This window comes from Halostella limicola, from assembly GCF_003675875.1.
Taxonomy (GTDB): Archaea; Halobacteriota; Halobacteria; order Halobacteriales; family Natronoarchaeaceae; genus Halostella; species Halostella limicola.
The window spans coordinates 17,616-31,104 of sequence record NZ_RCDI01000001.1; the positions used below are offsets into that span (position 1 = coordinate 17,616).

General features: G+C 69.4%; 11 protein-coding genes. 5 read left to right on the forward strand and 6 right to left on the reverse strand.

What is annotated here, in order from left to right; translation table 11 throughout:
- Positions 1 to 39 precede the first annotated feature (39 nt).
- Both D8670_RS01350 and D8670_RS01355 read right to left on the reverse strand, forming a co-directional pair.
- Positions 40 to 2,382, reverse strand: coding sequence for a DEAD/DEAH box helicase (locus D8670_RS01350; protein WP_121816309.1), 2,343 nt, complete (start codon positions 2,380 to 2,382; stop codon positions 40 to 42).
- A 106-nt stretch (positions 2,383 to 2,488) separates the two neighbouring features.
- Entirely contained in the window at positions 2,489 to 3,886 is a 1,398-nt protein-coding gene (locus D8670_RS01355; RefSeq protein WP_121816310.1) for an MATE family efflux transporter, read from the reverse strand.
- Positions 3,887 to 4,025: 139 nt separating this feature from the next.
- Between D8670_RS01355 and lipA the strand changes: the two genes are divergently transcribed.
- From lipA to lpdA, 5 genes are all read left to right on the forward strand, one after another.
- The gene (lipA, locus tag D8670_RS01360) at positions 4,026 to 4,961 is read left to right on the forward strand and encodes a lipoyl synthase (RefSeq protein ID WP_121816311.1); all 936 of its coding nucleotides are present in this window, start codon (positions 4,026 to 4,028) and stop codon (positions 4,959 to 4,961) included.
- 267 nt (positions 4,962 to 5,228) lie between these two features.
- Positions 5,229 to 6,338, forward strand: coding sequence for a pyruvate dehydrogenase (acetyl-transferring) E1 component subunit alpha (gene pdhA, locus D8670_RS01365; RefSeq protein WP_121817530.1), 1,110 nt, complete (start codon positions 5,229 to 5,231; stop codon positions 6,336 to 6,338).
- A gap of 2 nt (positions 6,339 to 6,340) precedes the next feature.
- Complete coding sequence (locus D8670_RS01370; RefSeq protein ID WP_121816312.1) at positions 6,341 to 7,327, forward strand: alpha-ketoacid dehydrogenase subunit beta; 987 nt, start codon at positions 6,341 to 6,343, stop codon at positions 7,325 to 7,327.
- 25 nt (positions 7,328 to 7,352) lie between these two features.
- A complete protein-coding gene (locus tag D8670_RS01375; RefSeq protein WP_121816313.1) occupies positions 7,353 to 8,927 on the forward strand; it encodes a dihydrolipoamide acetyltransferase family protein in 1,575 nt (524 codons plus the stop codon).
- Entirely contained in the window at positions 8,927 to 10,378 is a 1,452-nt protein-coding gene (lpdA, locus tag D8670_RS01380) for a dihydrolipoyl dehydrogenase (RefSeq protein ID WP_121816314.1), read from the forward strand. The genes D8670_RS01375 and lpdA overlap by 1 nt, the downstream gene beginning before the upstream one ends.
- A gap of 89 nt (positions 10,379 to 10,467) precedes the next feature.
- On the opposite strand, the gene D8670_RS01385 is transcribed toward lpdA, so the two are convergent.
- The 4 genes from D8670_RS01385 to D8670_RS01400 form a co-directional block, all read right to left on the reverse strand.
- Complete coding sequence (locus D8670_RS01385; protein ID WP_121816315.1) at positions 10,468 to 11,106, reverse strand: hypothetical protein; 639 nt, start codon at positions 11,104 to 11,106, stop codon at positions 10,468 to 10,470.
- A 96-nt stretch (positions 11,107 to 11,202) separates the two neighbouring features.
- Complete coding sequence (locus D8670_RS01390; RefSeq protein ID WP_121816316.1) at positions 11,203 to 11,679, reverse strand: DoxX family membrane protein; 477 nt, start codon at positions 11,677 to 11,679, stop codon at positions 11,203 to 11,205.
- A 219-nt stretch (positions 11,680 to 11,898) separates the two neighbouring features.
- Complete coding sequence (locus tag D8670_RS01395) at positions 11,899 to 12,714, reverse strand: TrmB family transcriptional regulator (RefSeq protein ID WP_121816317.1); 816 nt, start codon at positions 12,712 to 12,714, stop codon at positions 11,899 to 11,901.
- Positions 12,715 to 13,144: 430 nt separating this feature from the next.
- Complete coding sequence (locus tag D8670_RS01400) at positions 13,145 to 13,459, reverse strand: DUF7344 domain-containing protein (protein WP_121816318.1); 315 nt, start codon at positions 13,457 to 13,459, stop codon at positions 13,145 to 13,147.
- Between the last annotated feature and the right edge of the window lie 30 nt (positions 13,460 to 13,489).

Here is a 13,489-nt window from a genome sequence, read left to right on the forward strand (position 1 = left end):
CAGATCGCCCCCAGTGTCGCCGCCGAGCGCGGCCCGCCGTCACTCGACGCGGACCGTCCGGCGCTCCTCGACGGGCACCGTCGGCAGGTCCGGGAACGCGACGCTGACGGTGAACTCCATCTCGTCGTCGCTCCCGCCGAACACGCCGACGGGGACGGTGAGTTCGTCGTCGAGGTAGCCCTCCGTCGTCGTCATCTCGACCCCGTTGACGGTGACGCGGAGGCCGGCCCGGGCCGCCCCGCCCGCGTTGCCGACCGTCACCTCGCGCATCTCGTTCTCGCCGCGCGCGACGGTCTCGGGGAAGTCGCCCCACTCGATCGAGACGGCCGGCAACTCGCCCGCGCTCTCGACGACGCGCTCGGCGACACCCTCCGAGAGGCCCGCGGCGGCGAGGCCGTCGACGCCGGCGGCGACGATATCGCCGGGCGTCTCGATGCCCTCCTTCGCGAGCTTGCTCGCGCGGCCGGCCCCGACGCCGTCGACCGCGGTGAGGCCCGCGGCGGCGTCGCCGACGCCGTTCTCGACGCGGGCCTCGACCCGGCGGGCGAGGTTGGCGGCGTGGGGGTCGGCGAAGCGCTCGAGGAAGGCCCGCAGCGCGGACAGCAGGCGGACGGCGTTCTGGCGGATCACCCACGCGTCGCTGCGCAGGTCGGCCGGCGTCGACCCCGTCATCGACGAGCGGAGGATGGCGAGCACCTTCCGCGGGCCGGGGTCGAGGTCGCCGGCGTTCTGCCCCGTCAGCACCGCGTCGACCGCGTCGCGCTCCGACTGGCGCGCGCTGACGCTGTCGAACTCCGTCGCGCCCGCGACGGTCTGGAGGACGGCGTCGGTCGTGATCGACTCGCGCTCCGTGAGGGCGTGGAACCGCTCGGCGGTGGCGAGCCGGAGGTAGTACTTCGAGGCGAGCACGCCCAGCCCCGTCGCCTCCACGCCGAGGTTCTCGTCGGTCTCGACGAAGCCGCGGTCGACGAGGCGTTCGAGTTCGCCGCGCACCCGCTCGCGGAGGTTCTCGAAGTCGTACTCCGTCGGCTTGCTCTGGGCGCGGACGTAGTAGAACGTCGTCTCCAGCCACGTCATCACGTCGTCGAGGTCCTGGATGGTGCCCATCGCGATCTCGGCGTTGAGGTGCGCGTCTAAGTCTTCCGCGAGGCGGGACTCGATCTCCTTGCCGTCCCGCAGCAGCCGGCGGTACTTGTCCGCATCCGAGCGGTCGCAGACGACCCAGCCGAACCCCTCGTCGTCGTAGCCCGGTCGCCCGGCGCGGCCGAGCATCTGGAGCACGTCGAGGGGGCTCATGTCCACCTCGCCTTCGAGCGGGTCGTGGAGCTTCGTGTCCCGGATGACGACGCAGCGCGCGGGGAGGTTCACGCCCCACGCGAGCGTCGACGTGGAGAACAGCAGCTGGATCCTGTCCTCCTTGAACCACTGCTCGACGAGGTCCTTGTCGTTCTTCGAGAGGCCGGCATGGTGGAAGGCGACGCCGTCGAGGACGGACTTCCGGAGCGTCTCGTTCTCCAGGCGCTTCGTCTCGGTGTGGAAGTCGTAGTCGCCGCGCGCGCCGACCGGGACGTCCCGTTCGGCGATCTCGTCGCGGGACTTCTTCGCCGCCTGTACGGTGTCCTGCCGCGAGGAGACGAACACGAGCGCCTGCCCGCCGTCGCGGATGTGCGGTTCGGCGAGGTCGAGCGCGCGGTAGAGCCGCCGGTACTTGTCCTCGAAGGGGTTGTCGCCGTGCGTGTACGTCTTCACCCCCGCCGTCAGGTCGACGGGGCGGTAGTCGTCGTCGAAGTCGAAGGTCGTCTCTGCCGGCGCGTCGAGCCACGCCGCAACGTCGTCGATGTTGGGCATCGTCGCCGACAGCGCGACGATCCGCGGGTCGCAGAGCCGGCGGAGGCGGGAGACGGTCACCTCCAGGACGCTCCCGCGGCGGTCGGAGTCGAGCAGGTGCACCTCGTCGATGACGCAGCAGTCCACGTCCGTGATGAAGGAGTAGCGCGGGGTGTCGTGCTTCCGGGTCGCGGAGTCGGCCTTCTCCGGCGTCATCACGAGGATGTCGGCGTGGCGGGCGCGCCGGGGGTTCAGGTCGCGCTCGCCGGTGACGACGTAGACGGAGTAGCCGAGGTCCTCGAACCCCTCCCACTCGCTCTCCTTCTCGTTGGTCAGGGCGCGCATCGGCGCGATGAACAGGGCGGTGCCGCCGTCGCGGAGCGCCTTGCAGATGGCGAGCTCCGCGAGCGCGGTCTTGCCGCTGCCGGTCGGCGCGCTGACGACCACGTTCTCGTCGCCGTCGAGGATCGGTTCCCAGGCCTCGCGCTGCATCTCGTTGAACTCCTCGAACGCGAACGCGTCGGCGAACTCCGGGACCGTCTCGGCGACTTCCATCGTGTGGTTCGGGGGGTCCGGGGGTCAAATGCGTTTCCTTCTCGGAGGATAGCGGGGACGAGCGGAACCGAGGGACGGCGAGGAAGAACGCGGTCGGCCGCGGCGTTCAGTCGTCCGCGACCGCCTGCGCCGCGGCGCGGTCGAACATCCCGGACTCGACGCTGTAGCGGTAGTACGCGCCGAGGCCGACCGCGGCCGCGACGTTCGAGAGCGTCACGGCCCAGAAGACGGCGTGAACCCCCATGTCGAGCAGGACGACGCCGGCGACGGCGATCGGGAGGCGCAGGGCCCAGTACTGCAGCAGCGAGGCGACCATGCTCGTCCGGGTCCGCCGCGCCCCGTTGAACCCGGCGCGCAGGACGTACGTCGCGCCGATGGCCCAGTACCCGTACGCCAGGATCCGAAGGTAGTCGACGGTGAGACCGAGCGCCGCCTCGGAGACGTCGGGGACGAACACCTGCGTGAGCGACGCGGGGAACAGCCACTGGATCGCGCCGACGGCCGTGAGCGCCGCGGCGGCGATGCCGACGCCGACCCAGGTCGTCCGGCGCGCGCGGTCGGGCTGCTCGGCCCCGAGGTTCTGGCCGACGACGCTCTGGGCGGCCTGACTCAGCCCGGTGGCGGGGATGAACGCGACGCTCGCGACGCGCGCGCCGACGGTGTAGGCCGCCAGCCCCGCCGCGCCGCCGACGGTCGCGACGATGCCGACGATGACGACCCTGACGCCGTCCTGCGCGAGGCGACGGGCGGACGACGGCGCGCCCACGTCGAGCAGTTCGCGGAACTCGTCGACCCTGAACGCCACCGCCTCGCGGGTCAGCGTGAAGCTGTCGCGGAGGCCGAGCGCCATCGCCAGCGCGAGGACGAACCCCGCGGTGTAACCGGCGACGGTGGCGAGCGCCGCCCCCCGGATGCCGTAGCCGTCGATCGGCCCCAGACCGAAGATGAGGATCGGGTCGAGGCCGACGTTGACGACCACCGCGACGACGTTGACGTACAGCGCCGCGCGGGAGTCGCCCCAGCCGACGAAACCGCCTTCGAGCACGTCGCTCGCGGCCATCGGCACGAGCGCGAAGGCGTAGGTGGCGAGGTAGGTCACGGCCAGGGGCGCGACGTCGTCACCCGCACCGAGGAGGTCGACGATCGTCTCGGCGCCGGCGACCGCTGCGGCCGTCACGACGAGCGCCAGCGCGACGCCGACGGCGATCCCGTGGACGGCGATCCGGCGCGCGCCGGTGTACTCCTCGGCGCCGACGCGCTGCGAGACGATGACCTGCGTGCCGACGAGCGGCGCCATGATGGCGACGGAGGTGAGCATCGCCGTCACGGGGTAGTTCAGTCCCACGGCCGCGACGGCGTCCTCACCGATGCGGCCGACCCAGAAGGTGTCGACGACCTGTTGGACGACTTGCACGAAGTTCTGGACCACGAGCGGGGCGGCGAGAAGGACGAGGGCCCGGGAGATCCGTCCATCGGTGATATCGTCCGGAGACGTATCCCACATAGTTTTTGATAGTACAAGCCGGCGACCGCGAATACTTTCATACTTTCGGTGTCGAAAAATCGGCGCAGTCGCACGGCTGGCCGATCGGGCGTTGGGGAATACACCACGTTTTTCACCGTATGGAACTTCAGGATCGACCATGAGTCGCCTGCGGAAGCCCGACTGGTTGAAGATACAACCGCCGGCGGGACAGGAGTTCACCGGGATCAAGGAGTCGCTGCGGGACCGCGACCTGCACACGGTCTGCGAGGAGGCGAACTGCCCGAACATGGGCGAGTGCTGGAGCGGCCGCGGCGGCGACGGCGGCGGCACGGCGACGTTCATGCTGATGGGCGACTCCTGTACGCGCAACTGCGGCTTCTGCGACGTCGACACCGGCGGCGGCCAGCCGCTCGACCCGGACGAACCGGCCAACGTCGCCGGCGCCGTCGCGGAGATCGGCCTCGACTACGTCGTGTTGACCTCGGTCGACCGCGACGACCTCCCCGACCAGGGCGCGGGCCACTTCGCCGAGACGATCCGGGAGATAAAACGGCGCCACCCCGGCATCCTCGTCGAGGTGCTGATCCCCGACTTCCAGGGCGACCCCGACCTCGTCCGGAAGATAATCGACGCCGGTCCGGACGTCATCGCCCACAACGTCGAGACCGTCGAGCGCCTCCAGGGGACGGTGCGTGACCCCCGCGCGGGATACGATCAGAGCCTCCGCGTGCTCGAACAGGTCGGCCGGGAGTCCGACATCTACACCAAGACCTCGGTCATGCTCGGCCACGGCGAGTACGACCACGAGGTGTACCGGACGCTCGCCGACCTCCGCGAGGCCGACGTGGACATCGTCACGCTGGGGCAGTACCTCCGGCCCTCGCGGGACCACCTGCCGGTGAAGTCATACGTCCATCCGGACAAGTACGAGACGTGGCGGCGCGTCGCCGAGGACGAACTCGACTTCCTCTACTGCGCCAGCGGGCCGATGGTCCGCTCCTCGTACAAGGCCGGGGAGCTGTTCGTCGACGCCCTGCTGCGGGAGGGCAAGAGCGTCTCGGAGGCGCGCGCCGAGGCCCGAACGGTCGGGTGAGGCCGCGACGGCCGAGGAAACCGCCGCGGATCCGACGGCGGTCCCGCGACCGCTCCCGACCGATCGTCCACCGATCCGCCCTGATCGGATCGATCGGTTCCAGTTTTTAATTAATACTCGACTATTTCGTTCGTTCGTTTCACGTCTCCGGGTTCTTCCCCACGAGCTTGCGATGGCCTGGCAAGAATGGAGTTGATAGTAAATTATTTACGAAAATCATATAACCCGAGCGATTGTCCATGCAGATATGCCAAGGTGGGTCCGACCGTGAGTACGCTACAGCACGATCCCCAGGACCGCGTACAGGTGCTGGACGACGCCGGGAGGGTACTCGACGACGCGGAGGTGCCAGACCTCTCCGACGAGGAACTGGTCGAGATGTACCGGGAGATGCGGCTCGCCCGGCGGTTCGACCAGCGGGCCGTCAGCCTGCAGCGGCAGGGGCGGATGGGTACGTACCCCCCGCTGTCCGGACAGGAGGGCGCGCAGATCGGGAGCGCCCACGCGCTCGACGAGGATGACTGGCTGTTCCCCAGTTACCGCGAGCACGGCGCGGCGCTGGTTCGCGGCCTCTCGCTGAAGCAGACCCTGCTGTACTGGATGGGGAGCGAGGAGGGGATGCACATCCCCGAGGACCTGAACGTCTTCACCTCGGCCGTCCCCATCGCGACGCAGATCCCGCACGCGACCGGCGCGTCGTGGGCGTCGAAGCTGAAAGGCGAGGACCGGGCGTTCCTCTGTTACTTCGGCGACGGCGCGACCAGCGAGGGCGACTTCCACGAGGGACTGAACTTCGCCGGCGTGTTCGACACGCCGACGGTCTTCTTCTGTAACAACAACCAGTGGGCCATCTCGGTGCCCCGCGAACGGCAGACGGCGAGCGAGACGATCGCCCAGAAGGCCCACGCCTACGGCTTCGAGGGCGTGCAGGTCGACGGGATGGACCCGCTGGCCGTGTACAAGGTCACCCGCGAGGCCGTCGAGCGGACGAAAGACCCCGGGGCCGGCGAGTTGCGCCCGACGCTCATCGAGGCGGTGCAGTATCGCTTCGGCGCGCACACCACCGCCGACGACCCCTCCGTCTACCGCGACGAGGAGGAGGTCGAGCGCTGGAAGCAGAAGGACCCGATCCCCCGGATGGAGACGTTCCTGAAGGAGACGGGACGGCTCGACGACGAGCGCATCGACGCGATCGAGACCGGCATCGAGGAGGACGTCGCCGACGCCATCGACGCGGCGGAGTCGGTCGAACGGCCGGACCCGGAGGAGATCTTCGCGCACGTCTACGCGGACATGCCGAAGCGGCTCCAGGAGCAACTGGAGTACTTCCAGCGGATCCGCGAAACGCACGGCGACGACGCCCTACTGGAGGAGTAACTATGGCAGCAGAATCTCAAGACCTGACGCTCGTACAGGCGGTCAGAGACGGACTGGAGACGGAGATGGAACGGGACGACGACGTGCTCGTGATGGGCGAGGACGTCGGGAAGAACGGCGGAGTGTTCCGCGCCACCGAGGGGCTGTACGACGAGTTCGGCGAGCACCGCGTCATCGACACGCCGCTCGCGGAGTCCGGCATCGTCGGCACCGCCATCGGGATGGCCGCGTACGGCCTGCGCCCGGTGCCGGAGATCCAGTTCCTGGGCTTCATCTACCCCGGGTTCGACCAGATCGTCTCCCACGCGGCGCGCCTGCGCACGCGGAGCCGCGGCCGGTACACCTGTCCGATGGTGATCCGCGCGCCGTACGGCGGCGGCATCCGCGCGCCCGAGCACCACTCCGAGTCGACGGAGGCCTTCTTCGTCCACCAGCCCGGCCTCAAGGTCGCCATCCCCTCGACGCCGTACGACACGAAGGGGATGCTGACCGCGGCCATCCGCGACCCCGACCCCGTCATCTTCCTCGAACCGAAGCTCATCTACCGCGCGTTCCGCGGCGAGGTCCCCGAGGAGTCCTACGAGGTGCCCCTCGGCGAGGCCGCCGTCCGCCGGGAGGGGAGCGACGTCTCGGTGTTCACGTGGGGCGCGATGACGCGTCCGACGCTGGAGGCCGCCGAGGACCTGGAAGGCGAGATCGACGTCGAGGTGGTCGACCTGCGCACGCTGTCGCCGCTCGACCGCGACGCCATCGTCGACTCGTTCGAGAAGACCGGCCGCGCCGCCGTGGTCCACGAGGCGCCCAAGACGGGCGGACTCGGCGCGGAGATCACGAGCATCATTCAGGAGGAGTCGCTGCTGTACCAGGAGGCGCCGGTCGAGCGGATCACGGGCTTCGACACCCCCTTCCCGCTGTACGCGCTCGAAGACTACTACCTGCCGGAGCCGGCGCGGATCAAGGACGGCATCCGCGACGCGGTCGAGTTCTAAGGAGGTACGCGAAGGCTACTACACTATGGTACGCGAATTCAAGCTTCCGGACGTCGGCGAAGGCGTCAGCGAAGGTGAGATCGTCCGATGGCTCGTCGACGAGGGCGACGCCGTCACCGAGGACCAGCCGGTCGCCGAGGTGGAGACCGACAAGGCGGTCGTGGAGGTGCCCGCGCCGGTCGACGGCACCGTCCGCGAGATCCTCGCCGACGAGGGCGAGATGGTCCCCGTCGGGAACGTGATCATCACGTTCGACGTGGAGGGCGAACCCGTCGAGGAGGAGACCGAAGGAGAGGCCGCCAGGGCCGCGTCGGGCGAGCCAGAGGCCGAGGCGGAGCCCGCCGGGGACAAGGGCGCCGAGACGGCCGTCGCCGCCGACGAGGAGACGGCGACCCCCGAGGGCCGCGTGTTCGCCGCGCCGAGCGCCCGGCGACTCGCCCGCGAACTCGGCGTCGACATCGGCGCGGTCGACGGGAGCGGCCCGAGCGGCCGCGTCACCGAGCACGACGTGCGCGCCGCCGCGGAGGGCGGGTCCGAACCCGCCGCCGCGACGGAGGCGAGCGGAGCCGACGCCGGCGGATCGGCAGCCGGGTCGAAAGGCGCCGAGGGCGCACAGAGCGGCGACGGAGCGGCAGGCGGCGCCGGCGCGACCGCCGAGGCGAGCGGGGCGGCCGCCGGCGGCCGGCAGGTCGAGTCCGCCGACCGCGACCGGACGCTGGCCGCGCCCGCGACGCGGCGCATCGCCGAGGAGGAGGGCGTCGACCTGAACGCCGTCCCCGCCACCGAGGAGCGCGACGGCGAGCCGTTCGTCACGCCGGAGGCGGTCCGCGAGTACGCGCAGGCCCAGCAGGAGGCCCAGGCCGCGGACACCGAGGCGCTCGCGAAGCGCGCGGAGCCGGCCGAGCGCGAGGAGCGCGAGCCGTACCGCGGCATCCGCAAGACGATCGGCGACGCGATGGAGCGCTCGAAGTTCACCGCGCCCCACATCACCCACCACGACCAGGTGGTCGTGACCGACCTCGTCGAGACCCGCGGCCGCCTCAAGGAGAAGGCGGAGGACCGGGGGATCAAGCTCACCTACATGCCGCTGATCATGAAGGCCGTCACGGCGGCGCTGAAGGAGTTCCCGGTCGTCAACGCCAGCCTCGACGAGGAGAACGAGGAGATCGTCAAGAAGAACTACTACAACGTCGGCGTGGCGACGGCGACCGACGCCGGCCTGATGGTGCCGGTCGTCGACGACGTCGACGAGAAGGGCCTGCTCCAGATCGCCTCGGAGATGAACGAGCTGGTCCAGAAGGCGCGCGACCGCTCGATCGCCCGCGAGGAGATGCAGGGCGGCACGTTCACCGTCACGAACATCGGCGGCATCGGCGGCGAGTACGCGACGCCGATCATCAACCACCCCGAGGTCGCCATCCTCGCGCTCGGGGCGATCAAGCAGCGCCCGGTCGTCGAGGACGGCGAGGTGGTCGCGCGACACACCCTGCCGCTGTCCCTGTCGGCCGACCACCGCATCGTCGACGGCGCGGACGCCGCGCGATTCACCAATCGCGTGAAAGAATACCTGAAGAACCCGGAGCTTCTGTTGCTAGAATAATGGTCGTCGGAGACATCGCAACCGGAACTGACGTGCTGGTCATCGGCGCTGGGCCCGGCGGCTACGTCGCCGCCATCCGCGCCGGCCAGTTAGACCTCGACGTGACGCTCGTCGAGAAAGACGCCTACGGCGGGACCTGCCTCAACTACGGCTGCATCCCGTCGAAGGCGATGATCACGGCCGCCGACGTGGCCCACGAGGCGGGCAACGCCGAGGAGATGGGGATCCACGCCGACCCCGCGGTCGACCTCTCGGCGATGGTCGACTGGAAGGACGGCGTCGTCGACCAGCTCACCGGCGGCGTCGAGAAGCTGAACAAGGCCAATGGGGTCAACCTCATCGAGGGGCGCGCGGAGTTCGCCGACGAGAACAGCGTCCGCGTCGCCCACGGCGGCGAGGGCCAGGGCAGCGAGACCATCGAGTTCGAGCACGCGATCATCGCGACCGGGTCGACGCCGATCGAGATCCCGGGGTTCTCCTTCGACGACGAGCCCGTCCTCGACTCGCGGCAGGCGCTCGCGCTGGACGAACTCCCCGAGCGCATGGTCGTCGTCGGCGCGGGCTACATCGGCATGGAGCTCTCGACCGTCTTCGCGAAGCTCGGCACGGAGGTCACCGTCGTCGAGATGCTCGACTCCGCGCTCCCGGGCTACGAGTCCGACCTCGCGCGCCCGGTGAAGAAGCGCGCCGAGGAGCTCGGCATCGACTTCCACTTCGGTCAGACCGCGACCGGGTGGGAGGAGACCGACGACGGCATCCGCGTCTCGACGGAGGCCGTCGAGGAGGAGGCCGCCGCGGAGGCCGACGGCGGCGCGACCGCGGAGTTCGACGCCGACAAGGTGATGGTCGCCGTCGGCCGGCGACCCGTCACCGACACGCTCAACCTGGAGGCGGCGGGCGTCGAGACGAACGACGACGGCTTCATCGAGACCGACGACCGCGCCCGGACGAACAAGAGCCACGTCTACGCCGTCGGCGACGTCGCCGGCGAACCGATGCTCGCCCACAAGGGGAGCAAGGAGGGGCAGGTCGCCGCGGAGGTCATTGCCGGCGAACCGGCCGCGCTGGACTACCAGGCCGTCCCCGCCGCGGTGTTCACCGATCCCGAGATCGCCACCGTCGGCCTCACCGAGGAAGAGGCCGAAGAGGAGGGCTTCGATCCCGCAGTCGGCGAGTTCCCGTTCCGCGCCAGCGGCCGCGCCCTGACGACCGGCGACAGCGAGGGGTTCGTCCGCGTCGTCGCCGACGAGGGGAGCGGCTTCCTGCTCGGCGCGCAGATCGTCGGCCCCGAGGCGTCCGAACTGATCGCCGAACTCGGCCTCGCGATCGAGATGGGCGCGACGCTAGAGGACGTCGCCGCGACGATCCACACCCACCCGACGCTCGCCGAGGCCGTGATGGAGGCCTGCGAGAACGCGCTGGGACACGCGATCCACACGTTGAACCGGTGAGGCTCCGTCCCACCGGGAAACAGTAACCCGCTCTTTCCCGCCTTCTGTCGCCGCTACACAGCCCCTCAACTCCTCGTTTTCCGTGGGTCCTACTCCCTCTCGTCTTCTTCCCCTTCGTCGCCCTCGCCGACGCCGGTGTCCACTACGTCCGTCTGGTCGACGCCGCCGTCGTCCGCGCCGCTGTCCAGTTCGGTCCCGGACTTCCCGGCGTCCTCGATGTCGGCGGACGATCCGGCCACGTCGGCCGCCTCGTCGCCGCTCGCGCGCGGAACGTCGTCCGTGTCGGCCCCCGCGACGTCCTCCACGTCGGCGGACGACCCCGCGACTTCGGCGGCTTCGTCGCCGGACGCGCCGGAGTCGTCGCCCGACTCTCCCTCGGCCGCATCGCCGAGGTCGACGCCGGTGTCGACCACGTCCGTCTGGTCGATCCCGGTGCCCCGGTCGCCGCCGAACGCCTCGCTCCCGCCGGACGACCCGCGCTGGGCGCGCGCCGCCGCGACGAACGCCCCGCCGGCGATGAGGCGAGCGAGGCCGCCCCCGACCTCGCCGCGGCGGAGGCGCCGGACGCCCTGCAGGAGGCTGACGGCGCCGACCGTGCCGAACAGGGTCCCAGACCGGGCGGCCCGCCGGACGGACCCCATCGCCGTCGAGAGGCCCGATCCGGTGTTCGCTTCGCCGCGCTCCGCTCCGTCGCCGCCGGACTCCGTGGTCGCGTCTACGTGGCTCATGCGTCCCTAGCGACGAGCGCCACGCCCTAATTCGTGAGGAACGGTCCGAAAAGCGGTACGAAGCGGTCTACCGGGCAGTGCGTCCGCGCGGCCGGGTCAGGACCGGCGCTTCGCCGCCTCCTCCCGCCGCCCGACGCGGAGGAAGGCGAGCGCCGCGCCGAGGAGCGCGGCGTTTTTCAGGAACTGGAAGGTCTCCTGCTGTTGCTGCTCGGGGTCGTCGACGGCCCAGAAGTCGTGCATCAGCGGCGTCGTCGTGAGGAAAAACGACGCCACGGCGGCGGCGGCCGTCGCCGGCATGCGCCAGAGCGCGATCCCGACGCCGCCCAGGAGGAGGTTGGCGCTGCCCGCGGGCACGGACACGTTGGGGAACGGGACCCCCTTCGCCTCGGCGTACCCGATACGCTCGTCGAGGTTCCGGAAGTTGTCGATCGCCATGAACGCGAGGATGCCGCCGAACAGGGCGCGGCCCAGCCTGAAAAGCGGCGTCTTCACGACGGATTTCCGGTCGCGCTCGCTCGTCGATACCTCGACGTCTATCTCCCCCCGTCCGCTCTCTGCTGCCGAGTCGAGCATGTCCGGTTCGACGGGCGCGACGTCCTTAGTCGTAGTTCAGGATACGACTAGAGGACGGCCGTAAGTGTACGATCGCGGGTATTTCGACGACGGAAGGTTCGCCGTCCGTGCCGAGGCGGCCGACGCGGCAGACCCTTCGAGAACGGCCGGTAACGACAGCCTGGATCGGTCAGAGCGTGGCCGCAAGCGGTCGAACGCGGGATCGCCCGACTCGTCGCCTCACTGCGTCGGGTTGTGTATCCCGGAGAGGCCGGAGGAGAGCAGTCGGCGGATGAGCACCACCATCCCGTTTTCGAGGCCGCGGGCGAAGATCGCCTGCTCGTGGGTCTCCCCGCCGCGCGCCGGGTAGAACGACCCGACGAGGAGCGTCTCCCGGTCGACGAGCATGATCCGGCTGATGGCGACCTCGGGTTCGTCGTCCTCCCCGACCAGCCAGTCGAGGCTGGTCTCGAACACGCTCGCGGCGGGGAGTTCCGACCGGAGTCGGTCGGCGATAGCCTGAGTCAGCCCGCCGAGGACGACGGTCACGTTCCGGTCCATCGCCGAGCGCAGCTGGTCGAACAACTCGTCGTCGAGGAGGTCCTCGTCCACGACGAGCAGAGCGACTTCGGAGTCCGCCTCTTCGAGGAGGTCGTGCGTCCGCGACTCGATCGCGTCGTGGCCCATCAGGGACCACACCTCCTGTAGCTCCTCGTCTTCGGGGTCCGCCTCGCGGGATTCGGCGTCCTCGAGATGCGTCTCCAGCGTCTCGATGCGGGACGTGTACCGGTTCCGGAGGGTCTCCGTCGCCTCGTCGATCCCGACGGAACGGTACCGCTGAGGGCTCGTGTGCTGGACTTCGACCAGCCCCTGCGACTCCAGCACGCGCAAGGCGTCGTAGACGCGCGTCCGCGGGACGCCCGACAGCTCGTGGACGTCCTTCGCGGTTCCCCGCGATAGCTGCGTCAGCGCCATAAAACAGCGCGCTTCGTACTCTTGCAGGCCCAGCTCCTGCAGTAAACTAACCGCCTCTGATGTAGGATTTTGCTCTGACATGGCCCAACCACGCATTCGGAGGTCCGAACACGTCGACAGAGGGCCGTGAAGGGGAAAAGGATTTGTATACCGATACTCCTCCCTCACCAAACCGCTGGCATCGACGCGGCGTACCACCCGATAGCGGCTTTCCGCACCGAATCCCGAATTCACTCAAATAATCACACAAGGTATTTGAGTAGACAGCGGATACACACAAGCGGCGTGCATCGTCACGGCCCAACCACGACGATGCACGTCGGCTGCCACCTTCGGTGGCAGTTTCGCGCTAGTGAACACTTACTGCGGCAGTCCGAGGCAGCTATATTCCCGCACCGACAGCGGCAACGCGGTGGATCGCTCGCGAAGCCGCTGAAAAGGAGCCGATCGATTCCGCGACTGTCGACGTCGGCGATGCCTCGTCCGCCCTGTACGTCCGCTATACCGGAGGTTACACCCAGCCGGTGGGAACCTTTGACCGGTTCGCCTCGATGAGTTCGAGCAGCGGCCGGATCTCGTCGAACCGGGGCCCTTTGACGACCTCGTTTTCGTCCCTGTGCCACTCGACGAACCCGTATTCCTCGAGTTTGGGGAGGTGAACGTGGTGCATCTTGACCAGTTCCCGCTCCGCCTCCGTCATCTCCCACGGCTCGCTCGTGATCTCTCCGGGGTCCTGCGGGTTGTGCTCCATGAGGCGAACGAGCAACCGCCACCGCTGGACGTCCGCGACGGCGTCGAAGAATTCGTCGACCGGCAGCGTAGACATGGTAACAGGTAGCGTTTACGGATACGTAAG